At 71.3% G+C, this 26,540-nt stretch carries 18 protein-coding genes and 1 pseudogene; 9 read left to right on the top strand and 10 right to left on the bottom strand.

Annotated elements, in window-relative coordinates:
• Positions 1-13: 13 nt before the first annotated feature.
• Positions 14-691 carry a GntR family transcriptional regulator gene (locus tag ACTWQO_RS25265; RefSeq protein ID WP_443239637.1) on the bottom strand — a complete coding sequence of 226 codons (678 nt, stop codon included), beginning with the start codon at positions 689-691 and terminating at the stop codon, positions 14-16.
• Positions 692-771: 80 nt separating this feature from the next.
• Between ACTWQO_RS25265 and ACTWQO_RS25270 the strand changes: the two genes are divergently transcribed.
• Together ACTWQO_RS25270 and ACTWQO_RS25275 are read left to right on the top strand one after the other, a co-directional pair.
• Positions 772-1,311 (top strand): YbhB/YbcL family Raf kinase inhibitor-like protein, encoded by a 540-nt coding sequence (locus ACTWQO_RS25270; protein WP_443239638.1) that lies wholly within the window; start codon positions 772-774, stop codon positions 1,309-1,311.
• Between the two features lie 8 nt (positions 1,312-1,319).
• A pseudogene (locus tag ACTWQO_RS25275) lies at positions 1,320-1,748 on the top strand (metal-dependent transcriptional regulator); the annotation flags it as partial.
• A gap of 83 nt (positions 1,749-1,831) precedes the next feature.
• On the opposite strand, the gene ACTWQO_RS25280 reads toward ACTWQO_RS25275, so the two are convergent.
• The gene (locus tag ACTWQO_RS25280; protein ID WP_443239639.1) at positions 1,832-2,701 is read right to left on the bottom strand and encodes an NmrA family NAD(P)-binding protein; all 870 of its coding nucleotides are present in this window, start codon (positions 2,699-2,701) and stop codon (positions 1,832-1,834) included.
• Between the two features lie 55 nt (positions 2,702-2,756).
• Complete coding sequence (locus ACTWQO_RS25285; RefSeq protein WP_443239640.1) at positions 2,757-3,578, bottom strand: endonuclease/exonuclease/phosphatase family protein; 822 nt, start codon at positions 3,576-3,578, stop codon at positions 2,757-2,759.
• Between the two features lie 91 nt (positions 3,579-3,669).
• Between ACTWQO_RS25285 and ACTWQO_RS25290 the strand changes: the two genes are divergently transcribed.
• The 3 genes from ACTWQO_RS25290 to ACTWQO_RS25300 all read left to right on the top strand — a co-directional run bounded on the left by ACTWQO_RS25290 (position 3,670) and on the right by ACTWQO_RS25300 (position 6,886).
• Entirely contained in the window at positions 3,670-4,062 is a 393-nt protein-coding gene (locus tag ACTWQO_RS25290; RefSeq protein ID WP_443239641.1) for a nitroreductase/quinone reductase family protein, read from the top strand.
• A gap of 108 nt (positions 4,063-4,170) precedes the next feature.
• Complete coding sequence (locus ACTWQO_RS25295) at positions 4,171-4,548, top strand: effector-associated constant component EACC1 (protein ID WP_443239642.1); 378 nt, start codon at positions 4,171-4,173, stop codon at positions 4,546-4,548.
• The gene (locus ACTWQO_RS25300) at positions 4,532-6,886 is read left to right on the top strand and encodes a caspase, EACC1-associated type (protein WP_443239643.1); all 2,355 of its coding nucleotides are present in this window, start codon (positions 4,532-4,534) and stop codon (positions 6,884-6,886) included. Before ACTWQO_RS25295 ends, ACTWQO_RS25300 begins: the two co-directional genes overlap by 17 nt.
• Before the next feature lie 6 nt (positions 6,887-6,892).
• Here the strand turns inward: ACTWQO_RS25300 and ACTWQO_RS25305 are convergent, their stop codons facing one another.
• The 5 genes from ACTWQO_RS25305 to ACTWQO_RS25325 all read right to left on the bottom strand — a co-directional run bounded on the left by ACTWQO_RS25305 (position 6,893) and on the right by ACTWQO_RS25325 (position 13,092).
• The gene (locus ACTWQO_RS25305; protein ID WP_443239644.1) at positions 6,893-8,344 is read right to left on the bottom strand and encodes an aldehyde dehydrogenase family protein; all 1,452 of its coding nucleotides are present in this window, start codon (positions 8,342-8,344) and stop codon (positions 6,893-6,895) included.
• Entirely contained in the window at positions 8,341-10,071 is a 1,731-nt protein-coding gene (locus tag ACTWQO_RS25310) for an N-acyl-D-amino-acid deacylase family protein (RefSeq protein WP_443239645.1), read from the bottom strand. Before ACTWQO_RS25310 ends, ACTWQO_RS25305 begins: the two co-directional genes overlap by 4 nt.
• A 95-nt stretch (positions 10,072-10,166) precedes the next feature.
• Positions 10,167-11,285 carry an LLM class flavin-dependent oxidoreductase gene (locus ACTWQO_RS25315; protein ID WP_443239646.1) on the bottom strand — a complete coding sequence of 373 codons (1,119 nt, stop codon included), beginning with the start codon at positions 11,283-11,285 and terminating at the stop codon, positions 10,167-10,169.
• Between the two features lie 104 nt (positions 11,286-11,389).
• Positions 11,390-12,160 (bottom strand): SDR family NAD(P)-dependent oxidoreductase, encoded by a 771-nt coding sequence (locus ACTWQO_RS25320; RefSeq protein ID WP_443239647.1) that lies wholly within the window; start codon positions 12,158-12,160, stop codon positions 11,390-11,392.
• Between the two features lie 17 nt (positions 12,161-12,177).
• Positions 12,178-13,092 carry a TIGR03619 family F420-dependent LLM class oxidoreductase gene (locus tag ACTWQO_RS25325; protein ID WP_443239648.1) on the bottom strand — a complete coding sequence of 305 codons (915 nt, stop codon included), beginning with the start codon at positions 13,090-13,092 and terminating at the stop codon, positions 12,178-12,180.
• Between the two features lie 221 nt (positions 13,093-13,313).
• Between ACTWQO_RS25325 and ACTWQO_RS25330 the strand changes: the two genes are divergently transcribed.
• The gene (locus ACTWQO_RS25330) at positions 13,314-18,392 is read left to right on the top strand and encodes a hypothetical protein (RefSeq protein WP_443239649.1); all 5,079 of its coding nucleotides are present in this window, start codon (positions 13,314-13,316) and stop codon (positions 18,390-18,392) included.
• 6 nt (positions 18,393-18,398) lie between these two features.
• Here ACTWQO_RS25330 and ACTWQO_RS25335 read toward each other — a convergent pair whose 3' ends face one another.
• The gene (locus ACTWQO_RS25335; RefSeq protein WP_443239650.1) at positions 18,399-19,631 is read right to left on the bottom strand and encodes an amidohydrolase family protein; all 1,233 of its coding nucleotides are present in this window, start codon (positions 19,629-19,631) and stop codon (positions 18,399-18,401) included.
• A gap of 206 nt (positions 19,632-19,837) precedes the next feature.
• Here ACTWQO_RS25335 and ACTWQO_RS25340 point away from each other — a divergent pair, with 206 nt between their 5' ends.
• From ACTWQO_RS25340 to ACTWQO_RS25350, 3 genes are all read left to right on the top strand, one after another.
• Entirely contained in the window at positions 19,838-22,789 is a 2,952-nt protein-coding gene (locus ACTWQO_RS25340) for a BTAD domain-containing putative transcriptional regulator (RefSeq protein ID WP_443239651.1), read from the top strand.
• 208 nt (positions 22,790-22,997) lie between these two features.
• Positions 22,998-23,240, top strand: a complete 243-nt coding sequence (locus tag ACTWQO_RS25345; protein WP_443239652.1) for a hypothetical protein — start codon at positions 22,998-23,000, stop codon at positions 23,238-23,240.
• 282 nt (positions 23,241-23,522) lie between these two features.
• On the top strand, positions 23,523-24,926 hold the full coding sequence (locus ACTWQO_RS25350; RefSeq protein ID WP_443239653.1) for an O-antigen ligase family protein: 1,404 nt from the start codon (positions 23,523-23,525) through the stop codon (positions 24,924-24,926).
• Here the strand turns inward: ACTWQO_RS25350 and ACTWQO_RS25355 are convergent.
• Positions 24,886-26,448, bottom strand: a complete 1,563-nt coding sequence (locus ACTWQO_RS25355; RefSeq protein ID WP_443239654.1) for a FadD3 family acyl-CoA ligase — start codon at positions 26,446-26,448, stop codon at positions 24,886-24,888. The genes ACTWQO_RS25350 and ACTWQO_RS25355 overlap by 41 nt on opposite strands.
• Between the last annotated feature and the right edge of the window lie 92 nt (positions 26,449-26,540).

The raw sequence follows: 26,540 nt of genomic DNA on the forward strand, positions 1-26,540 counted from the left end.
GCGCTTCGGCGGATCAGGACCCGGTCAGTCCCGCCGCGGTCAGCGTGAGGTGCTGGGCCAGTGTCTCGGCCGCGCCGTCGGCGTCCCGGGCGAGTGCCGCTTCCTCCAGGCGGCGGTGCTCGCGGAGGCCGTCCCGGTCGGGGTTGCGGTGCGCCGACCAGCGGCGGGCCAGCTCGCTCACGGTCCACAGCCGGTCGCAGGTCTCCAGCAGGACGGGGTTGCCGCAGCCCTCCAGCAGGGTGCGGTGGAAGGCGCGGTGGGCCTCGGCCCAGGCGCCGGTGTAGTACTCGCCCTCCTCCGGCAGATACGGCGGGGTGCGGGCCAGGCGGTGGTGAGCGGCTCGTACGCGGGCCTCCCAGTCGAGGTCGCCGCGCTCGACGGCCATGCGCAGCACGACCGGTTCGATGGTCCGGCGGGCCTCCGCGATCTCGTGCCAGCGGCGGTCGGAGGAGGCCGGGACGGCGAAGCCGCGGTTGGGCAGCCGGTCGGCGAGACCCTCGCCGACCAGCCGCACGAGCGCCTCGCGCACGACGGCCAGGCTCACGCCCTGCTGCTTGGCGAGGTCCTGCGGTTTGAGGGCGTCACGGGGGGCGAAGTCGCCGCGCATGATCGCGTCGCGCAGGTGCGCGTAGACCTGCTCGGAAAGCATCTGCTTCCCCGAGGAGGTCGGGGTGTCGGCCGTCTGCGTCATGGTCTGAGCATAGACGATCCCGCAGATAATCGATTATCCGTGTTATGGTCGATCCACGGTCGACAGAGAGGAACGACGCAATGAGCGCCAACGACCCGTTCGCCCGCCTCCCCGAGGCGGCTTCCTTCACCGTCACCAGCACCACCGTCACCGACGGCACGGCCTGGTCGCCCGAGCAGTTCTCCGGCATCTTCGGCGTCCCCGGCGGGAAGGACGTCTCCCCACAGCTGTCCTGGAGCGGCGCCCCTGAGGGCACCAAGAGCTACGCCGTCACCGTCTACGACCCCGACGCCCCCACCGGGTCCGGGTTCTGGCACTGGGCCGTCGCCGACATCCCCGCCACCGTCACCGAGCTGCCCGAGGGCGCCGGCGACGACACCGGCTCGGGCCTGCCCGAGGGTTCCTTCCAGTTGCCCAACGACGCCCGCCTGGCCCGCTTCATCGGCGCCGCCCCGCCGGCCGGACACGGCCCGCACCGCTACTACGTCGTCATACACGCCCTCGACACCGAGACCATCGGCGTCGCGGCCGACGCCACCCCGGCCGTCCTCGGCTTCACCATGGCGAGCCACATCCTCGGCCGCGCGGTCCTGACCGCCACCGCCGAGACGCCCGCCTGACGACCGGCATGTCCCGACTCATCGACACCACGGAGATGTACCTCCGTACGGTGCTCGAACTCGAGGAAGAGGGCATCGTCCCGCTGCGGGCGCGGATAGCGGAGCGGCTTGCCCAGTCGGGCCCGACGGTCAGCCAGACGGTCGCCAGGATGCAGCGGGACGGCCTGCTGCATGTGGCCCGCGACCGGCGGCTGGTGCTCACCGGGGCGGGCAGGACGCTGGCCACCCGGGTGACGCGCAAGCACAGGCTGGCCGAGTGCCTGCTCGTCAGCGTGATCCGGATGCCATGGGAAGAGGTGCACATCGAGGCGTGCCGCTGGGAGCACGTGATCTCCGAGTCCGCGGAGCGGCACCTCTACGAACTGCTCGGCCATCCGGACCGGTGCCCGTGCGGCAACGTCATCCCCGGCTTGGACGAGCTTGTCACGGAGGCCGGCTGAACAGTGCGGGCAAGGACGCGGTGGTCACCGGAGCTGCGCGATGCGGATCTTCCACGTCCTGCCCGCCCACTGCTCGGGGGCTATGCCGTTGCCACGGAGGACTGGGCCGTGAAGGCGTCCGCGTGCTCCGCGGCCCACTGGCCGAAGGTGCGGGCCGGGTGGCCGGTGACCTTCTCGACGGTGTCGACGACCGTGCGGCCCACCTCCGGGGTGTTCCCGTACGCCTCGATCAGGAAGCCGATGACGTCCTCCGGGTGGCCCGCCGCCCGCCACTGGGCGACTGCCTCCTCCTCGGTCAGCTCGACCAGGGCGATCTCCCGGCCACGGGCCGCGGCAAGCTGCGCCACCTTGTCGCCGACGGTCAGCAGCTCGGGGCCGGTGATCACGTACTCCTTGCCCCCGTGCCCCTCCTCGGTGAGCGCGACCGCGGCGACGGCGCCGATGTCGCCCTCGTGCACCATGGCGCTCAGCCGGGAGACGAACGGCTCGTGCACCACGCCCGAGGCCATGATCCCGTCCGCCCACTCCAGGGCGTTGGCCATGAACTCGACCGGCATGAGCACGGTCCAGTCCACACCGCCGTCGGCGCGCACGGCGTCCTCCAGCAGCGACGGCCCACCGCCGTGCAACACGGTGACCCGCCTTACACCGGCGCCGCGGGCCAGCTCCAGGATCCGCGGGCCGGTCTCCAACGGAGCGAAGTAGGCCCCGCCGAAGGTGATCAGATGGAGGCCGGTGACGCCCTCCAGGGCCGGAAGCAGGCTGTCCGGCTCGGTCAGATCGCCCTGAACGACCTCGACACCGACCGGGAAGGCGGCCCTGGCCGGGTCCCGGGTGAGGGCGCGGACCGCATGGCCACGGGCGAGCAGTTCGGCGACGACCTGACGGCCGACGGTTCCCGTGGCGCCGGTGACAAGGATCTTCTGCGTCTGCGTGCTGTTCTGCGTCATGAAACGACCGTAGGAAGCCTTGCGGTCAGCTTCTGTCCGCATCAACCCGCACACGTCACCCCGCGCTGAGGTCCGCCACGACCGCCGCATGGTCGGAGGCCCAAACCCCGTCCACCGGCCCGTCGCCCGCACGCCGTACGCCGCGTACGTGGCCGAGGCCACCGGCGCCCGGAGGTCCCACGTGGATGTAGTCGATGCGGGCGCTGGGGCCCAGACCGGCGGCGGCGTAGGGGTTCGCCGCGTCCCAGGTGAAGGAGGGCGCGCCCGGCTCGGCGTACTCCCAGGCGTCGTAGAGGACTTGCCGGGGGACGGCCGGGGCGGTGCGGTAGCCGCCGAGGAGGCGGATCTCGTCCGAATCAGGCCAGGCGTTGAAGTCGCCGGTGACGACGGGCGGGAAGGGTGTGCCGTCCCGGTGCTCGGCGACGAACTCGGCCAGCGCTCTGACCTGGCGGCAACGCACCGCCGACGCATGGGGGACGGAGGTGAGGTGGGTGGTGAAGAAGGGGACGTCGTAGGAGGGGGTGGCCAGGCGGGCGTACAGGGCGAGGCGGCCGTCGGCGACGTCGGTGGGGGCGGGGAGGGGCAGTACGGCGTGGTCGGTCACCGGCCAACGGCTGAGTACCGCGTTCCCGATCCCGACGCTCGTGTCCCCGATCCTGCGCTGCCAGCGCCCGGGCGCGGGGGAAGGACCCCACGCCCAGTGCATACCGAGCTCCCTGGCCAGCCACTCGGCGAGGTTCTCCCCGTCGTCGCTCGCCCAGACCTCCTGCAAACCGACGACATCGGGGCGCAGTTCACGCAAGACGCCGAGGATCGCCTTCTGCCTCTCCTCCCAAGGCCCGAACCGCCACCACAGGTTCCAAGTCATGACGCGCACGACCCCACCACCGCCCCTACGCCCTGCCGCCCGTCTCCTCAAGGCAATGATGGAGTCCCGTCGCCGACCCGACACAGGAGACCCGGAAACAATGCCCCGCCACTCCGAACGCAAATACCGGGCCGTCACCGCGGTCCAGCGTCACCTCAACCGCGTCATGCGCCGCCTGCCGGCCCACACCCTCCTGGAGACCACCGGCCGCACCTCCGGTCTCCCCCGCCGCACCCCCATCGGCGGTCGGCGCGTCGGCGACTCCTTCTGGCTGGTCTCGGAGTTCGGGGAGCGGTCGCAGTACGTCCGCAACATCAAGGCCGACCCACGGGTCCGCGTCCGGATCCGCGGGCGCTGGCACGAGGGAACCGCCCACCTCCTCCCGGACGACGACGCGGTGGCCCGGCTGCGGAGCCTGCCCCGGATGAACAGTGCGGCGGTACGGGTGGTGGGGGCGGGGTTGCTCACGGTGCGGGTGGATCTGGACAGCTGAGTGGTCGAAAGCAGCCTCAACTGTCCAGGTTTCAGCTTCGCTTGACAGGCCATCACGCGTTCACTGGAATAAACACCTCACACCACTGACGCACGCGCTGGGGGCCGCATGTCCGTACGGATCGACGTCGTGGGGGACGACGACGCGCTGGAGGACCTGTGGGAGTGGCTGGGCGCCGAGCGTGAGCTGCGGGGGCGCATGCGATGGGAGACTCCGCCCGCCGCGGAGGGCACCATGGGGTCCGGGGTGGAGATCGCCGTCCAGGTGGCGGAGCTGGGGCTCGCGGGCATCAACACCCTTTTGGCGGCGATCGGCGCATGGCTGACGTATCGCTCGACCCAGGCTGCCGCGCCCGTCGGGAGCGTCACGATCAGCGTGCCCGGCGGTGGACAGTGCGAGATCAAGCACGAGGATCCGGCGGAGCTGACGCGCGTGGCCACGGCTCTCCTCCAGCACCTCGGCGACAGTGATGATCCGGCTGCCTGATCCGGAGGCCTCCCGCGCATTCCTGTTCGGTACCGCCACCTACGAAGCCGACGACCTGGCCGACCTGCCGGCCGTGGCCAACAATCTCGAGGACCTGCGCACCGCCCTGGCCTCTCCCCTGGGCGCCTTCGCCGCCGAGCGCTGCGCCGTGCTCCTCGATCCGGCCGGCGCGATCCCCGTCTACGACGCGCTGCGGCACCACGCCACCGCGGCCACCGACACCCTCCTGATCTACTTCGCGGGGCATGGCCTGCGCAAACTGCGCGGGGGCCTGTATCTCGGCCTTCCGCACACGCAGTCGGCCAACGCGGCGGTCAGCGGTTTCGACTACGACCTGCTGCGCGACATCGTGAACTCGTCCCGGGCGACCAACAAGATCGTGATCGTGGACAGCTGCTTCAGCGGGCGGGCCATCCAGGGCATGAGCGGCGTCGCACAGGACCTGGACATCGAGGGCAGCTGCCTCCTGACCGCCACCACCGCGAATGAACAGGCCCTGGCCCCGCCGGGAAAGCCGTACACGACCTTCACCGGCGAACTGCTCCACCTGCTGCGGCACGGCATCCCGGAAGCCGGGCCCCTGCTCTCCCTCGGCACCCTCGCCGAGGAACTGCGCCGCAGCGCCCGACGCCGGGAACTGCCCGTCCCGGAGCAGCAGTTCCGCGGCACCACCCAGCACATCGCGCTCGCCCGCAACCCCGCCGCGCCCACCAGGGACGCCCCGCCCCCGCCGACAGTGCCGCCCCCGCCCCGGCCCTCGGTCCAGCACGCCTACGTGTCCCGCGCGCTCGTCTTCGCGGGGACCCCGCACGCCACGAAGAAGGGCCTGGCGGAGACGGTCCGCACGCACTGGTCGACCGCCGCCGACCGATTCTTCGGGCACATGGGCAGCGAGGCGCACCCCACCGAGAGCTGGGCCGAACTCCGCTCCTGGCTACGGCAGTTCAACGATCCCCGGACCGATGACGTCGAGGGCCGGATCGTCCTCATCGACCGCTGCCTGACCAACCCCGCCCTTCCCCCGCACCACAAGCTGCTGCACCTGCTGCGCTGGCTCGACCCGGACGGCCCGGTCGTCTACCGCGGACGGCCGATCACCTACGACACGCTGACCGCTGTCTGCCTGCACCGCTACGTCGGCGGCGGCAAGCGCGACGCGGAACTGCTCAAGGAACTGTCCCAGCAGCACCGCCTGCTCGACACTCTGGCCGGGTTCACCACGCTCGACCAGCTGCGAGGCGTCCACCGGCAGTGGGCCAAGGCGCTGAAGGCATGGCAGGCCACCGACACCACGTGGTGGCCGCCGGAAGTGCGGGACTGGGCTTCCGACGTGGGCCCCGGTGCACTGCTGGCCGCCCTGCTGCCGCCGGAGCACCTGGCGGAAGTACGGCCCCGGCGGCAGGTCGGCGAGGCGCAGCCGCCGGACACGAGCACGGTGTGGTACGACCGCCTGCTGCAGGCCGCCGGGGGCCGCCACACCCTGCTCGGCCAACTGGCAGAGGCCGACTGGTCCGAGCGGGCGGAGGGGGAGGCACTCGCCGAGGCCGAGAAGCGTGAGCTGCGGCGCCGGGCCGAAGAGCTGGCGCACAAGCGGCGGCTCAAGCAGGAGCAGGAAGAGGAGGAACGGCGTCGGGCGGAGGAGCGGAGACGGCAGGAGCAGCGGCGGCGCGCCGAGGAGGAGGAACGTCAGCGGCGGCTCAAGGAGGCCCGGGAGGAGGAGCGGCGGCGGCAGCGGGAGCGGGAGTGGAAGGCAGCCGCGGCCGCCCAGGTGCGGCCCGCCGCCCGCGCACTGGCCATACTCCGCGCACTGGCCCTCGGCCTCGGCTGGGCCCTGCTTCCGCTCGTCCTCATCTGGCTCAGCTGGTGGTTCTCCAGTTACGAGTTCGACGCGGCGCAGACCCTGTCCGTGCTGGCCGTCGTCGCGAGCTTCTCGGCCATGATCATGCTGATCCCGTGCGCCGCACAGCTCGGCGGCACCTTCCGTCCCCGACTGCGTATGCCCTGGTCCTGGCTGCCGGCGCCCCGCGGCGCGCTCGTCGCCGGCACGCTGCTGCTGGTCTTCGGCCTGATCAGCAGCAACACGTCCCTCCGCTCGGGCAGCCTCAAGGCCGACTCCGACCTGCTGCGCGAGACCGACCTGAGCACCTTCCTGAAGCTGGTGGGCTCCAACTCCTATTCGCCCTCCGGCTGGGACATCCTCGTCTCGCTGCTTCTGGTGCCCGTCCTCGCCGGCTGCGTGTTCGCGGGCCTGCATGCGGGCAGGGCAACCGCCCACCGCTGGGAAGCACACACCGCCCGCGCCCAGCAGGAGGCCTACCGGCTCACACAGTCACCATGACCGCCGTCACCCCGGCCACACGATCGCCTGCACCTCGCTGTAAGCGTGCAGGGCGTATGAGCCCACGTCCCGGCCCACCCCGCTCCTCTTGAACCCCCCGAACGGCGCCTCCATGTTCCGCCCGACGGTGTTCACGCCGACCCCGCCGGCCCGCAGTTGCCGGGCCACACGGAATGCCCGGGCCACGTCCGACGACCAGACGTAGTCGATCAGGCCGTAGTCGCTGTCGTTGGCGAGGGTGATCCCCTCTTCCTCGTCCTCGAAGGGGATGACGCACACGACCGGGCCGAAGATCTCCTCCCGGGTCACGCGCATCGGGGAAGTGCAGTCCGCCAGGAGGGTCGGGGAGACGTAGAAGCCCCGGTCGTACGGGGGACGTTCGCCGCCCGTCACCACCGTGGCCCCCTCCTTGCGGCCCAACTCGACGTACGACTCCACCCGTTCCCGGTGCTCAGCCGAGATCACCGGCCCGACCACCGTCCCGGGCTCCCTCGGGTCCCCGACCTTCAACCGCTCCGCATAGCCCACCAGTTGCTCGACCAACCGGTCATACACCCCGCGCTGCGCCAGCACCCGCGTCGGTGCCGTGCAGATCTGGCCGCTGTAGAAGGAGAAGGTGGTCCCGATGCCGGCCACGGCCGAGCCGAGGTCCGCGTCGTCGAAGACGAGCGCCGCGCCCTTCCCGCCCAGCTCCATCAACTGTCGTTTCATGTCGCGCCCGCACACCTCGGCGATGCGCTGTCCTACGGCGGTGGAGCCGGTGAAGCTGACCATGTCGACGTCGGGGGACGAGACGGCCGCCTCGCCGACCTCCACCGACCGGCCGCAGACCACGTTCACGACGCCCGCCGGAACGCCCGCCGCCTCCAGCGCCTCGGCCATCCGGAACACCGACAGGGGGTCCTGCGGGGCGGGTTTGACGACGACCGTGTTGCCCATGGCCAGCGCGGGGGCGATCTTTCCGGCGGGGTTCGCCCAGGGGTTGTTGTAGGAGGTGACGCAGGTGACGACGCCGACGGGCTGGCGTACGGCGAGGGCACCCATCACCGCCGCCTTGCCCATCGGGCCCGCCTCGTTGATCTGCGGCGGGATCGCCCACTCCGCCGGTTCGGCCTTCGCGTACCGCCGGAAGCGGGCCGCACCGACCCCGACCTGCATGCCGTACGCCGTCCCGGTCGTCGCCCCCGTCTCCGCCTGCGCCAGCCGGGCATACGGCTCCAGGTGCCCGCGGATGATGTCCGCCGCCCGGCCCAGCACGACCGCCCGCTCCTCCGGCGTCGTACGCGACCACGGACCGAAGGCCTCGCGGGCCGCGGCAGCGGCCGCGTGCACCTGATCCCGCGAGGCCTCCGGCGCCCACCCGACGGTCTCCTCCGACGCCGGGTCGATCACCGCGTAGTGGCCGCCGTCCGGCTCGACCCACCGGCCACCGATGAACAGCCGCTGCCGATCGGTCACTTGGTGCTCACCGTGCTCGTGTCCCGCCCGGACCGCAGCACCTGCCCCGGCACCGCCCCCGTCACCACGTCGTCCCGGATCGCCTCGACTCCGTTGACCCACACGGCCCGCACCCCGATCGCCTTGGAGTCCAGCCGCGGACTGTCACCCGGCAGGTCGTGCACCAGGGTGGCCGTGCCGGCGTCGATCCGTTCCGGGTCGAAGAGGACGAGGTCCGCATGGAATCCCTCCGCCACCCGGCCCCGCTCCCGCAGTCCGAACAACCGCGCCGGATCGTCGGTCAGCATCTTCACCGCCTGCTCAAGCCCGGTCAGCTTCCGGCCGCGCAGACAGTCCCCGAGGAACCGGGTCGTGTACGGCGCCCCGCACATCCGGTCCAGATGCGCCCCGGCGTCCGACCCCCCGAGCATCACGTCCTCGTGCTGCCAGGCCTCGGCCCGCATCGCCCAGGACGCCGGGTCGTTGTCGGGTGGCATCGGCCAGAGCACCGTACGCAGTTCGTCCGCCGCACAGATCTCCACCAGGCACTGGAAGGAGTCCTGCCCGCGTTCCGCCGCGATGTCCTCCACGACCCGCCCGCTCAGCCCACGGTTCGCCTCGCTGTACGTGTCGCCGATGACGTACCGCCCGAAGTTCGTCAGCCGCCGGAAGACCCCCGCCTCCTTGCTGCCCGCCCGCTCCAGCATCTCCGCCCGCACATCGGCATCCCTGAGCCGCGCGATCCGCTCCGGCACCGGCAGCCCCAGAATCGGCCCCCACCCTGGGATGAGGTTCAGCGCGCAGAAGGTTCCGAGGGACATGTTCATCGGCGTGAGGATGGGCATCGTCAACGCCACCACCCGCCCGCCCGCCTTCCGCGCCCGCTCACTCGCGACCAACTGCCTCGGCACGCGCTCCGGGACGGACGAGTCGATCGTCAGCACATTCCAGTTCAACGGCCGCCCCGCCGCCGCGCTCATCTCCACGAACAGATCGATCTCGGCATCACTGAACTGATCCAGACACCCGGCCACGATCGCCTCGATCTGCGTCCCCTCGTGCTCCCCGACCGCCTGGGAGAGCGCCAGCAGTTCGGCAGGTTTCGCATGCCGGGAGGCAACCGGCTGCCCGTCCCCGTCGGAGTGGGTGGACGACTGGGTGGTCGAGAATCCCCACGCACCCGCATCCATCGCCTCGTGGAACAGGCGGATCATGGCGGCGAGCTGCTCCTCGGACGGCTGCCCGCCCACCGCATCCGGCCCCATCACATACCGCCGCAGCGCACAGTGCCCCACCATGAAGCCCGCGTTGACGGCGATACGACCTTCGAGCGCATCGAGGTACTCCCCGAAGGAACTCCAACTCCAAGGCGCGCCTTCTTCGAGCGCGATCAGCGACATCCCCTCGACCTTGGACATCATCCGACGCGTGTAGTCCGCGTCGTCCGGCCGGTCGGGGTTGAGGGGAGCGAGCGTGAATCCGCAGTTGCCGGCCGCGACCGTGGTCACCCCGTGGTTCAGGGACGGGGTGGCGTACGGATCCCAGAACAACTGGGCGTCGTAGTGCGTGTGAGGATCGACAAACCCGGGCGCGAGAACGAGCCCAGCAGCATCCTCACTGGTCCGCGCCTCCTCGGTGACGGTACCGATGACGGCGATACGACCGTCTCGTATGCCGACATCGGCAGTGAAAGCAGCCGCACCGGTCCCATCGACGACGGCCGCACCTTTGATGACGTGATCAAGCATGGGGCTCACCTCCTGGAGCTACGGTGACCTGACTTACCTAGGGGCGCGGGGAACTGCGCGACCAGCCACAACGGACCCGCAGACGCCAACGAACCTCAGGCAGCCCTCCGGAACCGCGTAGTCCGATGCACCGGATCCGTGTCGATCTTCGGAATCACGTGCTCCCCAATGAGCCGAATCGTCTGCAACGTCTCCTCCTTCGGCACCCCCACCGGCAACCCGAAACTCAACTGATCCGCCCCCGCCTGCTCCCACCGCTTGCACTGCGTGAGCACCTCATCCGGATCCCCACAGATCAGCAGCTCCTCCTCGATGAGGACCTCGACGAACTCCGCCGTGTACTCCGGCAACGTCTCCGGCCACACCGGAAACCCTTCCGGCCGCGGAAACGTGTCGTGGTACCGGAACACCAGCGAGGGCAGATAGTGCAGCCCTCCGCGCACAGCGATGTCGATCGCCTCGGCATGCGTAGGCGCACAGATCGCCGTGGTCGTCACCATCACGTTGTCGTTCACGAAATCCCCGACGGGTTCCGCATCCACCACCGCCGTCTTGTACTGCTCCAGCACCCACTCCATGTCGGAGACCTTCTGCACGCTGAACCCGAGCACACCGAGCCCCTTCTTCGCCGCCATCGCGTACGACGGCGGCGACCCCGCCGCGTACCACATCGCGGGGTGGGACTTCCCGTACGGCTTCGGCAGGATCTTCCGCGGCGGCAGCGACCAGTGCTTGCCCTGGAACCCGGCGTACTCCTCCTGGAGCCACATCTTCGGGAACTCGGCGATGGTCTCTTCCCAGATCTCCTTGGTGTAGTTCATGTCGGTGATCCCGGGGAGGAACCCGAGGATCTCGTGCGACCCGGCGCCCCGTCCGCTGCCGAACTCGAAGCGGTTGCCGGAGAGATGGTCGAGCATGGCGACCTTCTCGGCGACCTTGACCGGGTGGTTGACCTGGGCGAGGGGATTGAAGATCCCGGAGCCGAGATGGATGCGTTCCGTCGCGTGGGCGAGGTACCCCAAGAACACGTCGTTGGCGGAGAGGTGCGAGTACTCCTCCAGGAAGTGGTGCTCGGAGGCCCAGGCGTACTTGAAGCCGGACTTGTCCGCCTGGATGACGTACTCGGTCTCCTCCATCAGCGCCTTGTGCTCGGCCAGCGGGTCGGTCTCGGCGCGCTTGCCCACATATCCCTGTACAAAGAGCCCGAATTCCAAGGAGGTTCACCGTCCCCGGTCTGGAGTGCTGTGGATTATCTGATGGTGCGTCAGATCGCTGACTGTGGCACCGTACGCATGAAGCGTCAATAGCTGACGGTCAGTCAGACAACCGAGACCCCCGCGAGCCACCCGCCGTCGATCACGAACGGCTGCCCCGTGATGTACGACGAGTCTGCGCACGTGAGGAACAGCGCCAGCCGTGCCACCTCCTCCGGCCGCCCGATCCGGCCCAGCGGCACGAGCTTGCGGTAGAGCGCGTCCAGCGCGTCCGTCATCTCCGCGGCGTCCGCGTTCGGGTCCAACTGGGCCGGGTTGGACATCGCCGTGTCGATGGCGCCCGGGCACATGGCGTTGACCCGAATGCCCCGGTGGGCCAGCTCCAGCGCGGCGACGCGGGTCAGGCCGAGGATGGCGTGCTTGGTGGCGGCGTAGGCGCCCACGGCCGCCATGCCGGTCACCCCGGTGTACGAGGCGGTGTTGACGATCGTGCCGCCGTCGGCCAGTTCGGGGGCCACCGATTTGATCCCCAGGAAACAGCCGACCTGGTTGACCCGCACCACCTGCATGAACTCGTCGAGCGGCGTGTCCGCGAGCGCGTTGAACCGCAGGATCCCGGCGTTGTTGACCAGCCCGTCGAGATGGCCGTGCGCCTCCTTCGCGGCGGTCACGGCTGCCTGCCAGTCGGCCTCCTCGCCGACGTCCAGGTGGACATACGTCGCCCCGATCTCCTTGGCGAGGGACTCCCCCTGGTCGTCCAGCACGTCGGCCACGACGACCGCCGCGCCCTCCGCCCTGAACAGCCGGGCCTCCTGCTCGCCCTGTCCGCGTGCCGCGCCGGTGATGATGACGACGCGTCCGTCCAGCTTGCCCATGGCGTCTCCTCGGGTCCTCAGAGGTGGGGTGCTATGTCGGCGCCGAACGCCGCGATCTGGTCGATGAGTTCGGTGCGGCCGCGACTGCGGAAACGCACCTGGATCTGGTCCACGCCCATCGCGCGGTAGGCCCGGAGGGACTCGGCGAGGGAGTCGGGAGGGCCGGTGAGGGTCCGGCGCCCGACGTCCCAGGCAGGCGTCCCGACGTACAGGGGCTCGGTGAGGGCGCCCACAGTGAACGACCCCTCGATTCCCGCTTCTTGCCTCAGCTGCCGTATCCGCGCGATCTGCGCGGGCAGCCGATCTCGCGGATCCCCCTGCGGCAGCCACCCGTCCCCCTTCAGCGCCGCCCTGCGCACAGCGGCCGGCGATGATCCGCCGACCCAGACCGGGACGCGCTCCTGAGCCGGACGCGGGCGCTGCCCGAGCCCCTCGAAGTCGTGGAGCTTGCCGTGGTGTTCGGGGAACTCCTCAGGGCCGAGGGCGGCGCGCAGGGCGTCGAGCGTCTCGTCCAGCACAAGCCCCCGCCGCTCGAAGTCGACGCCAAGCACCTCGAACTCCTCGCGCACATGCCCGGCTCCGACCCCGAGGATCAGGCGGCCCCCGCTGAGGTGATCGAGGGTGGCGTACTGCTTGGCGGTGAGGAGGGGGTGGCGGAGGCCCACGACCGCGACATGACTGAGCAGCCGCACCCTCTCTGTGGCCGCCGCGAGGAAGGCGAGGGTGGCGACGGGGTCGTACCAGATCGTGCTCATCGCGGGCGCGAGGCGGCGCGGGATGGCCACGTGGTCGCAGCAGGCGACGTAGGAGAAGCCCGCGCGGTCGGCGGCCCGGGCGACGGCCACCAGGTCGTCGGGGCCGGCGGCCGCTTCCCAGGGCTCGGTGTAGAGGGTGCTCTGGGACTGGACCGGGAGCTGGATGCCGTAGGACACGCTGGTCCTCCATTATCTGACGGGTCGTCACATGCATGGTCGGAGCTGATGGCCCGTCAGGCAAGGGGTCGGTGGAATGTCCCCGGCCGCAAAGAGGTGCCGGGGCCCTAAATGGCCTATGGGTGTACCGGAGTTGGCGCACCGGTGCAGCACGGGCGGCAACTGTGCCAGGAGTCGGCGGAATGATCTCGAACCGTCCCCGCGCTGGCTACGTTGAGGCCGTGCGGACTCAGCAGCAGCCGGGGAGCGGCAGAACCGGCGACTCCCAGCAGTCGTCCCAGGCGCCCCGCAACGCCAGGCCACCCGTCTCCGATGCCGCTCCACCCGCCCTCCTCGCCTTCCAGCAGTCCGCGGGCAACGCGGCCACGTCGCGGGCGGTGCAACGCGCACGGAACGGAAGCGCCCGGCCGAAGCTGCCGGTTGTCGACGAGAGCCCGGAAGTCGAGTTCGAGCTGCCGTCGTACCTGATGAACCTCCAGGCGGGCGGCCTCTCCTCGACGTACGCACTGACCGGGCACGAGTTCGTGCGGCATGCGGTGTCCGCGGTCGTCGGGCACGCGGACGGCACGGTCGCCGACATCACCGGCGAACTGACCGGACGGCCGGAGAGCTTCTTCGGGCGGGGCCGTGCCTTCGCCGTCGAGGGCCGTACGGGCAAGGAGTGGTGGGACATCACCGTCACCATCTCCCGGGCCCCCGACGACAGACCCCCCGTGTTCCTGCAGAACGACCTGGCCGACGCCGCGCCGCAGACCGACGGTGTGCCGAAGGCCCGGCTGGAGGACCCGGTGGGCAAGGACACCAAGCTCGACGTCCACCACAACACGGCCGCCACCGTCAGCTCCCAGGGCGGCGGGAACTCCAGCCACGGCGCCGGCGGCCTCACCTTCGGGCTCGCGCCCGTCGTCCCCGGTCTGTGGCTGGGCGGCGCCGGCATGGTCAACGCGCAGCCCTGGCAGTCCTCCCGGGAGTCCCGCCACCAGCGGAACGTGGCCGAGCCGCGCGTGCTGCGGAGCAAGGACGGCACCGTCGAGGTGCGGCGCAAGGTGCGCTTCGAGGTACGGGCCAAACTGCACGGCAGCACCGAGGACGCGCAGACGTACCAGGACTCCGGCGCGCTCACCCAGCGCGTGCCGACCGAGCACCTGGTCCCCGCCGGCATCGCGGCACCCGCCCCGCCGCGGCCCGTGAGCGCGGACACCGCCCGGAACGTCTCGCTCGCCGACTCCCTGGCTCCGCTCGCCGTGGCCGACGCCGCCGCCCCGCACGAGGGCGGCGGCGGGCTCTTCGACGCCGTCGCCTCCGTACTGCACCCCTCGCTCACCGCACCCGGCGCGCCGGGCCGGAGCCGGCTGTACCAGGCGACCTCCACGGCGACCGTCCTGGAGGACATGCCGCGGCTGCTGCGGGACGGCGTGGTCGGCGAGGACCTGCACTCCAAGGACGACAAGACGGCGGGCAGTTACCACCTGCGTGCCGCGATCACCGGCCTCTCCCCGGCCTGGGGCACCGGCGAGACCCAGCTGCGCACCCACCAGCAGAGCCAGACGTCGGTCACGGAGAGCGCGGGCAAGGGGCGGTCCGTCGCGGGCGGCGTGGGCCCGGCGATCGGCGTCGGCGCGGTCGCGGGCGCGGCGGTCGTGCGGGGCACCGCCATGCCGGTCGGCGCCGCCCGCAAGGCGCGCTTCACCGCGACCGAGCAGAGCGTCGCCAGCCGGCAGGGCGCGGAGATCCGCGGCGAGAAGGCCCTCTACGTCGGAACGGTGGTCTTCACCGTGGAGGGGACGGGCCCGCGCTCGGCGCAGGCGATCCTGCACCCCGAGACCCGGGTCGCCCGGCACTCGATGAACGTGTGGATCAGCCTGCGGGCCGACGAGGCGGCGTCCTTCGGGCTGCCGCTGCCGCCCGGCATGACCGCCGAGGACTTCGTCAAGAAGCCGGCGCGGGTCGACGAGAACGGCGAGGAGCAGGAGGTCGAGCGCCATCTTCCCTACGACGGGAAGGGAGCCGGCGTCGCGCTGAGCCGGGTCGACACCGGGCCCATGGTGCGGGCGGTGCGCGAGATGTTCGCCACCGATCCCCGGCTGGCCGGTTACCTCCCCGCCTTCGGCACCGCCGCGCCGGCCGGTCACGTCAGCAACGAGGAGGACGAGGCCCAGCGGCACAACTACCGCGAGCTGATGACCGCGCTGTCGGAGACCAACCTCCGGGTGAACAAGGACCAGTTGCTGTCCACCGGCATCCGGGTGCGGCTGCGCCGCAAGACGACCATGCACGCCCACGACGTGCAGCTCCTCGTCAAGGGCAGACTGAGCGACACCGCCTACGAGGGCGACATCAAGGACTGGTCGGTGCGCAGCCACTCCGGCGTCACCGGCAACGCCCAGAGCGGGCGCAGCAGCCAGCGGTCGATCGGCGGCCTGGTCCTCGGCCAGGCCCGGATCGTCCCCGGCGTCCTGACCGGCTCGGCCCGCTACGAACGGCACAGCACCGGCGCCCACCGCAACCAGGCCGGCACGACGGGCCGTACGGACGTCGTGTCCAACGGCTCCGACACGGCCAGCGCCTTCCGGGCCGCCCTGCAGCTCGACGTGGAGGCCACCATGACCTCCCGGCCCCGCAAACTCGCCCGTGGCCTCACCCCCGGCAAGCCGGGCCGGGACGTGCCGGAGGCCGAGACGGTGACGTACATGAACATGGGCAGCCAGGACGTACGGCTGACCACGCCGACGGAGTTCACGCTGGACCAGGAGGGGAAGGACCGGCTGGACGCGGTGGTCGGGGGCCGCGGGGAGCCGGCGCCCGCCACCGCCGACCTCGCCGCCGAGGGCATCGGCGACCTGGCCACGCTCGTCCCGCAGCCGGCCACCGGGTCCCTGGTGCGGGACTGGCAGCTGGTGGAGACCGTCGAGGCGGCGCCCGTCCGGGAGCTCGCCTTCGCGCTGCTGTCCCAGGCCGCCGCCCGCAACAAGACCATGCGCGAGGACCCGGCGCTGGCGACCGAGGGGCTCGCCCCACGGCAGGCGATCGAGGAGCGGTTCGGTGAACGGGCGGTCCAGGCGGCGCTGCGGCAGGCCGCGTCCTCCGGCTGGGTCGTGAAGAACCTCCGCTATCCGCGCCGCCTCGCGGCCCTCAAGGGCGCCGTCGGCACCCGGCTCGCGCTGGCCAACCCGAAGTTCGTGCACAGGGGCGCGGGCCCGGGCACCGAGACCTTCGTGCTGGGCGGCCACCAGTCCGCGGGGCAGGTCGGCGAGGGCACCACCAGCACCTGGCAGTTCGGCGTCATGGGCTCGGAGCAGGGCACCTTCTGGCGGGCCGGCCAGGGCCTGACGGCGATCCGTACGTCGAGCGAGGGCGACGCCCGGTCCCAGGCCGTGTCCGGCACGGTCGAGCGCAACGCCCACACTCCGAAGAAGGCCCCGCTCTATCTCGTCCAGTGCGATGTGCTGGTCGACATGATCGCGGAGGTCAAGGTCACCGGCGGCGGCCCCTACGTGGCGAAGGGCGCCCAGACGCTGCCCGCCGCGGCGGGCGTGTGGCTGACGGAGGCGCAGCTGCCGGCGGAGATCCGGCGGGAGCTGGGGCTGGACGCCCCCGCACCGGCCAAGGCGTCCTCCGGCGCGCAGGAGGAGAGCCCGGCGGAGAGTTCCCGTATGGCCGCCGAGCGGGCCGCCGCCACGGACACGGCGGCCACGTCCTCGTCGGCGCCGCCCGCCGGCACCGGCCCGTCGTTGCGCCGCGAACTGCCGCTGGGGTTCGGCATGATCGAGGATCTCCCGGACTTCGTCCCGCTGCTGGGCCAGCTACGGGCACGCCTCGTCGCGAACCGGCGGCAGGACCTCGCCGACGACCTGCTGCCGCGCCGGCAGCTCGACGACCGCAACGACAACGTGCAGCGGCTGCTGCGTGTCCTGGACCGCGACGGCTCCGCCGGACTGCTGGCCAGTGCCATGGACGGCGGGGTCACCGTCGAGCTGTTCGACGGCCGCAAGACGCCGTACTGGGCCGTGTTCAAGGTCGACCGGGTCGGTGACGGCACGTTCCTGGGCGAGGCGGACGACAAGCGGGACATGGAGTACATCACCTCGGCCGTCGCCCAGCAGGCCGACTCCCACGACGAGGGCGTGGTGACCGGCGTCGAGGGCATCCTCGCGGGATCGGGCAAACCGGATGGCGGGGCCGGGCAGTTGAAGAGCACCGGCGGTGCGGGAGGCCTCGGACTCTCGTCCGGCACCTCGCGGCGCAGCGGTGCCGCGAGCCGGGGCCAGCTCGGCATGAAGACGGTCGCGGAGGCGGGCGCGGCGCCGTCGTCGAAGATGCGGGTGCCGGTCCGGGCGAGCCTGGAGCTGTACCGGGGCAACTCCCGGGTGGGGCTGGCCGTGCTGGACAAGCTGGCGCTGACCCATCGCGTCCTGAACGCGGACCTCAAAGCCCTCTCCCATGTGGAGCTTCCGGCTCAGGACGTGGCACGCGTCGCCCAGGGCAGCACGCGCGACGACGGCTCGGTCGGCCTGGACGTCTGGCATGCGGGTGGAGTGCGGCTGCCGCTGGAGGCGCAGGTCAACGGCTTCCAAGGGGCCCCGCAGGTCCGGCAGTTGGTGACGGACGCGGTCCGGCAGGCGGGCGGCGGCGACCGGTTCCGCGACAAGGGGCAGGCCGCCGCGTACGCCCTGAACGAGGCGGTCTCCACGGAGTGGATGATCGCCGCGCTGCCGCTGCTCACCTCCGCCGGGGTCGACCTGCCGCCGGTGCACGCCTCCGGCGCGGAGGGCCAGAATCTGAACGCCTCCCTGCACGCACGGCTGCGCAACGGCCTGGTGCTGGGCGTCGGCGACAAGATGACCTTCGAGACGATCGGCCAGAGCGATCTGGACGCGCCCCGCCCCACCCAGGCGGACGGCCAGAGCTCGACCGACCACAGCAGGGCGGCCCGCCCGATGTTCGGCGCGGGCCTGCTCAACGCCGACCAGTTCCGCCTCAACCAGCTGATGGGCAACACGGGCGGCTCCGGCGGCGCGACCGACGCCACGGCGAACTCCTCCGGCTCGATGCCGATGCACAAGCCCAAGATGAAGTCCGTCCTGGTCCAGTTCACGCTGGACGTCAGGGTGGTGGCTCAGGTGACCAACCGGGTCCGCAACGGCCGTACGAGTACGGCCGTACGGGAGACCACCCTGGCCCGTCCGGTGGTGGTCCGCATGCCGGAGCCCGTGGTCCGCCGGATGCTGGCCACCCAGGGCAACCAGCTCTCCGTCCGTCGTACGCCCAGGGTGTCGCCGTCGTCGCGGATCCGCCCCTGAGCCGGCTCAGGGGCCGGCCCACAGCCCGTCGTCCGTGAGCCCCAGCAGCTCGATCGCGTTACGCCGTACGATCCGCTCGACGACGTCCGCGTCCAGGTGTCCCATCTGTGTCTCGCCGACCTTGCGGGACTCGGGCCACGTGGAGTCGGAGTGGGGGTAGTCGGTCTCGTAGAGCACATTGCCGACCCCGATGGCGTCGAGGTTGCGCAACCCGAAGGCGTCGTCGAAGAAGCAGCCGTAGACATGCTCGGCGAACAGCTCGGACGGCGGCCGGTGCACCTTGTCCGCGACCCCGCCCCACCCCCGGTTCTCCTCCCAGACGATGTCGGCGCGCTCGAGGATGTACGGGATCCAGCCGATCTGCCCTTCCGCGTACATGACCTTCAGCCCCGGGAAGCGCTCGAACTTGCCGCTCATCAGCCAGTCCACCATCGAGAAGCAGCAGTTGGCGAAGGTGATGGTGGAGCCGACGGCGGGCGGGGCGTCGGCGGAGGTGGAGGGCATACGGCTGCTGGAGCCGATGTGCATGGCGACGACGGTGCCGGTCTCGGCGCAGGCGGCGAGGAAGGGGTCCCAGTAGTCGGTGTGGACGGAGGGCAGGCCGAGGTGCGGGGGTATCTCGGAGAAGGCGACGGCACGGACGCCACGGGCCGCGTTGCGCCGGACCTCCGCCGCCGCCAGCTCGGCGTCCCAGAGGGGAATGAGGATGAGCGGGATGAGCCGGCCCTGGGCCTCGGGCCCGCACCACTCCTCCACCATCCAGTCGTTGTAGGCCTGGACGCAGAGCAGGCCGAGTTCGTGGTCGCTCGCCTCCGTGAAGGTCTGCCCGCAGAAGCGGGGGAAGGTGGGGAAGCAGACGGCGGACTGGACGTGGTTGACGTCCATGTCGGCGAGGCGGGCGGGGACGTCGTACGAGCCGACGCGCATCTGCTCGTATGTGATGACTTCGAGCTTGATCTCGTCCCTGCTGTAGCCGACCGCCGTGTCCAGGCGGGTGAGGGGCCGGTGCAGATCCTCGTAGATCCACCAGTCGCCGATCGGTCCGTCGTCGCTGCCGGGGGTGCCCATGACGGGCTTGAAGCGGCCGCCGAGGAAGGACATCTCCTTCAGGGGCGCGCGGACTACGCGCGGTCCGATGTCCAGGTACTTCTTCGGAAGCCGGTTCTGCCACACGTCCGCGGGCTCCACGGTGTGGTCGTCGACGGAGATGATCTTCGGAAATGCCGGTGTGGTCTCCATGACGCTCACGGTAGCGCTGATCTGACGACCCGTCAGCTATGCGGTGACGGGTCGATGATGGTGGGGTCTGTGCGGAAGTGTGCGGAGAGGGTGTGTGGGCTTTGTGGTATCCCGCGTGCCCACCTGTGATCGTGGTCCCCACAGCTGACGCGCCCGGCAATGACAAGGCAAACTGACCTAGTTGTCGGGTTGGCTAGGGGGACTGCATGGACGGAGTACCGCGGGTGCCTCAGCAGCGGAGTCCAGGCCCCGCCGAGGAACAGGCGGCGCTGCGCTTCAGCGTGCTCGGACCGGTGCGCGCCTGGCGCGGCGAGGAACCGCTGACCACCGGTTCCCCCCAGCAACGCGCCCTGCTCGCCGCCCTCCTCCTGCGCGAGGGCCGCACCGCGACCGCCGCGGAACTGATCGACGCCCTCTGGGGCGAGGAACCCCCGTCCCAGGCCCTGGCGGCGCTGCGCACCTACGCCTCCCGCCTGCGCAAGGTGCTGACCCCCGGCGTCCTGGTCAGCGAATCCGGCGGCTATGCGATCCGGGGCCTGCCCGACGGCTCCCTGGACCTCACGACCGCCCAGGACCTGGCGACCGAGGCGGAGAAGGCACGCAACGCCGGTGACGTGTGCCATGCGCGGGAGGTGCTGGGCCGCGCCCTGTCCCTGTGGGACGGCGAGGCCCTGGCGGGCGTGCCCGGCCCGTACGCGGAGGCGCAGCGCGTACGCCTGGAGGAATGGCGCCTCCAACTCCTGGAATCCCGCCTGGACATGGACCTGGAACAGGGCTGCCACGCGGAGGCCGTGTCGGAACTGACCGCCCTGACGGCGGCGCATCCCCTCCGGGAGCGCCTGCGTGAGCTGCTGATGCTCGCCCTGTACCGCTCGGGCCGCCAGGCGGAGGCCCTCGCGGTGTACGCCGACACGCGCCGCCTGCTCGCCGACGAACTGGGCGTGGACCCGCGCCCCGGCCTCCGCGAACTCCAGCAGCGCATCCTGCGGGCGGACCCCGGCTTGGCGGAACCGTCGACACCGGTGGCCGAACCCCCGGCCGTGCCGGTCCGCCCGGCCCAACTCCCCGCCACCGTCCCCGACTTCACCGGAAGGGCCTCCTTCGTCTCCGAGCTGAGCGAGGTCCTGGCCTCGGCGGAGGGCCGCGTGATGGCGGTCTCGGCCCTGGCCGGAATCGGCGGCGTCGGCAAGACGACCCTCGCGGTGCACGTGGCCCACCAGGCACGGGCGGCCTTCCCGGACGGCCAGCTGTACGTGGACCTCCAGGGCGCGGGCAACCGGGCGGCGGAGCCGGAGACGGTACTGGGCTCATTCCTCCGCGCGTTGGGCACCGCGGACTCGGCGATTCCGGACTCCCTGGAGGAACGCTCGGCGCTGTACCGGTCCGTCCTGGACGGCCGGCGCGTACTGGTCGTGCTGGACAACGCACGGGACGCGGCACAGGTACGTCCCCTGCTGCCCGGGACGGAGGGCTGCGCGGCCCTCGTGACGTCCCGGGTACGGATGGTGGACCTGGCGGGCGCCCACCTGGTCGACCTGGACGTGATGTCCCCCGAGGAGGCGTTGCTGCTCTTCACGAAGATCGTGGGCGAGGAGCGCGTCGCGTCCGAGCGGGAGGCCGCGCTGGACGTCGTAGCGGCGTGCGGCTTCCTGCCACTGGCGATCAGGATCGCGGCATCCCGGCTGGCGGCACGGCGCACCTGGACGGTGTCGGTGCTGGCGGCGAAGCTGGCGGACGAGCGGCGGCGGCTGGACGAGCTTCAGGCCGGCGACCTGGCGGTGAAGGCGACCTTCGAGCTGGGCTACGGGGCACTGGAGCCGGCCCAGGCACGGGCGTTCCGGCTCCTGGGCCTGGCCGACGGCCCGGACATCTCGCTGGCCGCGGCCGCGGCGGTACTGGACCTCCCCGTCGAGGACACCGAGGACCTCCTGGAGGCCCTCGTCGACACCTCGCTGCTGGAATCGGCGGCGCCCGGGCGGTACCGGTACCACGACCTCGTACGGCTCTACGCGCGTGCTTGCGCGGAACGGGACGAGTGGCCGCCGAGCGAGCAGGACGCGGCGATGTCCCGGCTGCTGGACTTCTACCTGGCCACCGCGGCGGGCGTTTATGCGATGGAGCGGCCCGGGGATCGGCTGGTGGATCACCTTGAGGCCACGAACTACCCGGGACTGCGCTTCGAGGACCGGCACGAGGCGCAGGACTGGCTCTACTCCGAAGCGCATGCCTTGCTCGCGTTCACCCAGCAGTGCACCCAGCTCGCCGTGCTTCGGCGGGCGGTGGATCTGTTGTGGGCGGCGAAGGATCTCGCCGAGTCGGGCGCCAACTCCAAGCAGTACGAGACGGTCGCCGTCACACTGCGAGGTGCGGCCGATCGGGCCCGGGATCCACAGGCTCTGAGCCGGGCGCTCACGACGCTCACCAATGTCCATCTCGTGGCCGGACGCTTCAGTGAGGCGGACGAAGAAGCACGACATGCCATGGAGCTGGCCCACCTGGCGGACGACCTGGCACCCAGGTGCTGGGCCGCCAACGACCGCGGCATCATCGCGCTCTACCAGAACCGCTACGCCGATGGTGAGGCGTATCTCCGGCAGGCCATCGACAGCTTCCGCCAGGACGAGAACCTCGCCGGAGAGGCCAGCGCGCTCTGCAACCTCTCGCGTATCCACCTTGCCCTGGGCCGGGTCGGCAGCGCGGTGGAACTAGCGCAGCAGGGCATCGCCATATACGACCGCCTGGGCCACACGCTGCGCGGCGCCAACGGCCGCTACGCCTTGGGGATGGCTCTGACCGGCCAGGGCGCACTGAGTGCGGCTGTCGATCGGCTCACCGAAGCCTTGGAGGTGTTCCGCGACAGCAGGCAGCGGCTCTGGGAGGGCATGACGCTCTTCCGGATGGCGGAAGCGCATCTCGCGGCGCGCAAGCCCGCCGAGGCCGCGGCGCTGGCGGAGCAGGCACAAGCCGTCCTGCGCGGCATCGGTGGTGAATGGCGACGGGGCAACATACTGACCGTCCTCGGCCGCGCGCTGAGCGACCTGAACCAGACCGGCCGGGCGCGGGCCTGCTGGCAGGAGGCCCTCTCCATCTTCGACTCGCTGGACTCGCCGGAGGCCGCCGAGGTGCGGCAACTGCTCAGCCCGGCGGCGGCCGCCTGAGAGCCTGTGTCACATCCCCGGCAGAGCGTTCATCGTTCGTTTATCGCGCCACGGCAGTCTGTGCGTTGTCGATCCGTCGCGTCGGGGGGCAGACGGGTCAGCGGTGATCATCACCGCTAGGGTGTACGACCCTGACATGCCCGTCCGGCGGCCCGCGGGGGAGTTGCCGGACGGGCATCGCCCATCGATGAACGGGAGTTGCCAGTCCATGAGCGATGCCAAGAAGGACACCGTGGTGAAGCCGCTCGACAACCACGCCACGGATGTCACCACGCAGGACAACCACGCGACCGACGAAGAGATCACCACGCTCGACAACCACGCGACGGGCGGCACCGTGAAGCCGCTCGACAACCACGCGACGGGCGGCACCGTGAAGCCGCTCGACAACCACGCGACGGGCGGCACGGTGAAGCCGCTCGACAACCACGCGACCGGCGAAGAGGCCTGAACAGACCAACTCCACACGGGGATCGGCCGCGGCGGCGCGGAGGGGAGCCGCCGCGGCCGACGCGTGCGGCAGGTGACGACCGCTGGGCTACGGCGAGTTCTTCTCGCCGCACACGGTGCAGCGACCCACTGTGCTCCCGGGCAAGCGCTTCTGGCTGCAGGCGTCCATCGCGACCCAGTCACCCCCATGTGAGGACCCGCCGGCGTCCGTCCCCACACCCGCTCCACCCCGTTCGCCCCATCGACACCCCCCGTACTCCCCCCACCGCCACGCTCGGGTGTCATGGCATACGACCGGACGACGGCAACGCCAGGCCAGGGGCTGCCGGGGGCCTTTCAGAAGTTCGCGCAGTTCGTGCCGCTCGGTGTGGTGGCCACCATCCTGGTCGACGCGGCGACGGACTTCTTCCCCGACGATCCGCTCGTCGGGATCGTGACACCGCTGCGGCTGCTTGTCGTCGTCGGGTTCGTCGCCCTGCTGCTGCCCGGTCCGGCGCGGGCCCGAATACGGGACTTCCGTACCCGGCTCGACATCCCGATCGGCGTGCTGGTGCTGGCCGCGACCGCGTCCACCTTCCACGGGGGCCACCCCACCGCCCCGCTCCGCGGTCTGATCACGGTGCTCGCCTGCTACTACCTCGTCGTCGGAGTACGCCGCACACAACCGGAGTCGTGGCGGGCGATCGGGGTGCTGGCGCTGGTCGGCGTCGGGGCCGCCGCGACCGCCGCCTTCTCGCAGTTCACGAATGACACGCCGACCGGCTTCTGCCGTACCGGGCTGCTCACGGACATCTCGTGCGACGACACCGGCGGCGACGTCCTGATCCGGGCGATCGGCACCTTCGCCAACCCGAATCTGCTCTCCGCCTTCCTCGTCCTGCTCGTGCCGTTCGTGCTGCTCGCCGCCGTCTCCGTCGACGAGCGCACCGCCCGTACCGCCGTGATCCTCGTCGGTGTCGTCGGATACGCGGCGCTGCTGACCACCTTCTCCCGCGCGGGCTACGTCGCCGGCGCCGCCGGCCTGCTCGTCCTCGCCGGTGCCTACTGGCTCGCCCCCCGGCTCGCCGACCGCGCGCAGCGCCGGATCGTCGCCACGCTCGGGGCGCTGGGGCTCGCCGCCGCCGCTGCCGCCATCTGGGCCGTGTCGCGGGCCGGGAACTCCCTCGGCGTCCGCGGGCAGGCCTGGGACGCCGCGCTCACGCTGGCCAAGGAGAACCCCCTCGGTGTCGGCCTCGGCCGCTCCGGTGCCGTCATCTCCGCGACCGCCCCCGGCGACCGTATCTTCGTGCACGCGCACAACATGTGGCTGAACTGGCTCGTCGAGACCGGCGCCCTCGGTCTGCTGGCGATGCTCGCCGTGACCGTCGTCGCCTGGCTGCACGCGGCCCGTATCGCCCGCGCGAAGTCGGTCCTCGGCACCGTCGGGCTGGCCTCGCTGACCGGGTTCTTCCTGATCAGCATGATGGATCACCCGGCCAACCTGGACCGGATCGACATCCTGTTCTGGGTCGTCCTCGCCGTCGTCATGGCCGAGACGCCGGACCGGGCGAGCACCACGGCCACCGTCTCCGGCAACCGGCACCGCCAGAGCGTCCAGCCACAGCGGCAGCCGCTCCCCGAACCCCGGCCGGAGCAGACGCAGCCGCTCACCCCGATCGCAGCTCGCCCTTCACCACCTTCCCGCTAGCATTCCTCGGCAGCTCCGACACGAACTCCACCACCCGCGGCACCTTGTAGTTCGCCATCTCCCGCCGCGCCCACGCGATCAGGTCGTCGCCGGTGACCACCGCCCCCGGCCGCCGCACCACGTACGCCTTCCCGACCTCTCCGAGTCGCGCGTCCGGTACGCCGATCACCGCGACGTCCGCCACATCGGGATGCAGGCCGAGGAGTTGCTCTATCTCCGCCGGGTACGCGTTGAAGCCGCCGACGATGAACATGTCCTTGATGCGGTCCGTGATGCGCAGGTTGCCCGCGTCGTCCAGCACGCCCACGTCGCCTGTCCGCAACCACCCGTCCGCGCCCAGCACTTCGGCCGTCGCCGCCTTGTCCTCGTAGTAGCCGCGCATGACGTTGAAGCCGCGGACCAGGACCTCGCCGGGCTCGCCGACCGGTGCCTCGACGCGCACCTCCGTGCCCGGGATCGCCCGGCCCGAGGTCGACGCGATCACCGGCAGCGGATCTCCCCGTCGGCACATCGTCACGATGCCGCTCGCCTCCGACAGGCCGTACGCCGTCAGCACCGTCTCCACGCCCAACTCGCCCCGCAGCCGCTCCACCAGGCGCAACGGCACCACCGCGGCGCCCGTCACGACCAGCCGCAGCGCCGAGAGGTCGTGAGCGTCCCGGGAGGCGTGGTCCAGCAGGGACTGGTGGAGGGTGGGCGGGCCCGGGAGGACCGAGACCCGTTCCGCCGCTATGTTCGCCAGGGCCGTGTCGACGTTGAACACCGGCTGCGGGATCATCGTCGCGCCGCGCATCAAGCACGCGATCACGCCCGCCTTGTAGCCGAAGGTGTGGAAGAAGGGGTTCACGATGAGGTAGCGGTCGCCGCGCCTCAACCCGGCGAGATCGCTCCAGACTTCGTACGCCCGCAGCGTCTGCGCATGCGTGATCACCGCGCCCTTGGGCCGACCCGTCGTACCGGATGTGAAGACGATGTCCGAGGGCCAGGAACCGTCCACCGCCGCCGCGCGTGCTCGCACGTCGGACGGCTCCACCCCCTCGCCGCCGGCCAGGAAGTCCTTCCAGGTGCGGTAGTCGGCGGGGGCGTCGTCCGACAGCACGACCACCTGCTCCAGCTCCGGCAGCCCCGGCCCCTCCGCGATCGCCCGCCGCAGTGACGCCACATACGACGTCCCCAGGAACGTCCCCGTCACGAACAGCAGCCGCGCCCCGCTCCTGCGCAGCACATCCACCGCCTCCACGCCCTTGAAGCGGGTGTTGACGGGGACCAGCACCGCCCCGGCCGACACCGCGCCGAGCGCCGCGACGATCCAGTCGAGGGAGTTCGGGGCCCAGATCCCGACCCGGTCGCCGGGCTCGATCCCGTTCGCCATGCAGGCCGCCGCCGACCGTTCGACGCGGGCGCCCAGTTCGGCGTACGAGATCCGGGTGCGGCCCTCCACCACCGCCTCGTCGTCCGCGTACCGCTCGGCGGCGGACCGGACGAGTCCCGGAATGCTGCCCCACTCCAAGTCACCGCGCACAGCACGCCTCCCAAACCTCGTAGCTGACTACCCGTCAGATTAGCTGTACCCTGACGACCTGTCAGCAGCCCTTCAGCAGCGTGGAGGTGTGC

It is taken from the genome of Streptomyces sp. 4N124 (assembly GCF_052245395.1).
In the GTDB taxonomy this organism is placed as follows: Bacteria; Actinomycetota; Actinomycetes; order Streptomycetales; family Streptomycetaceae; genus Streptomyces.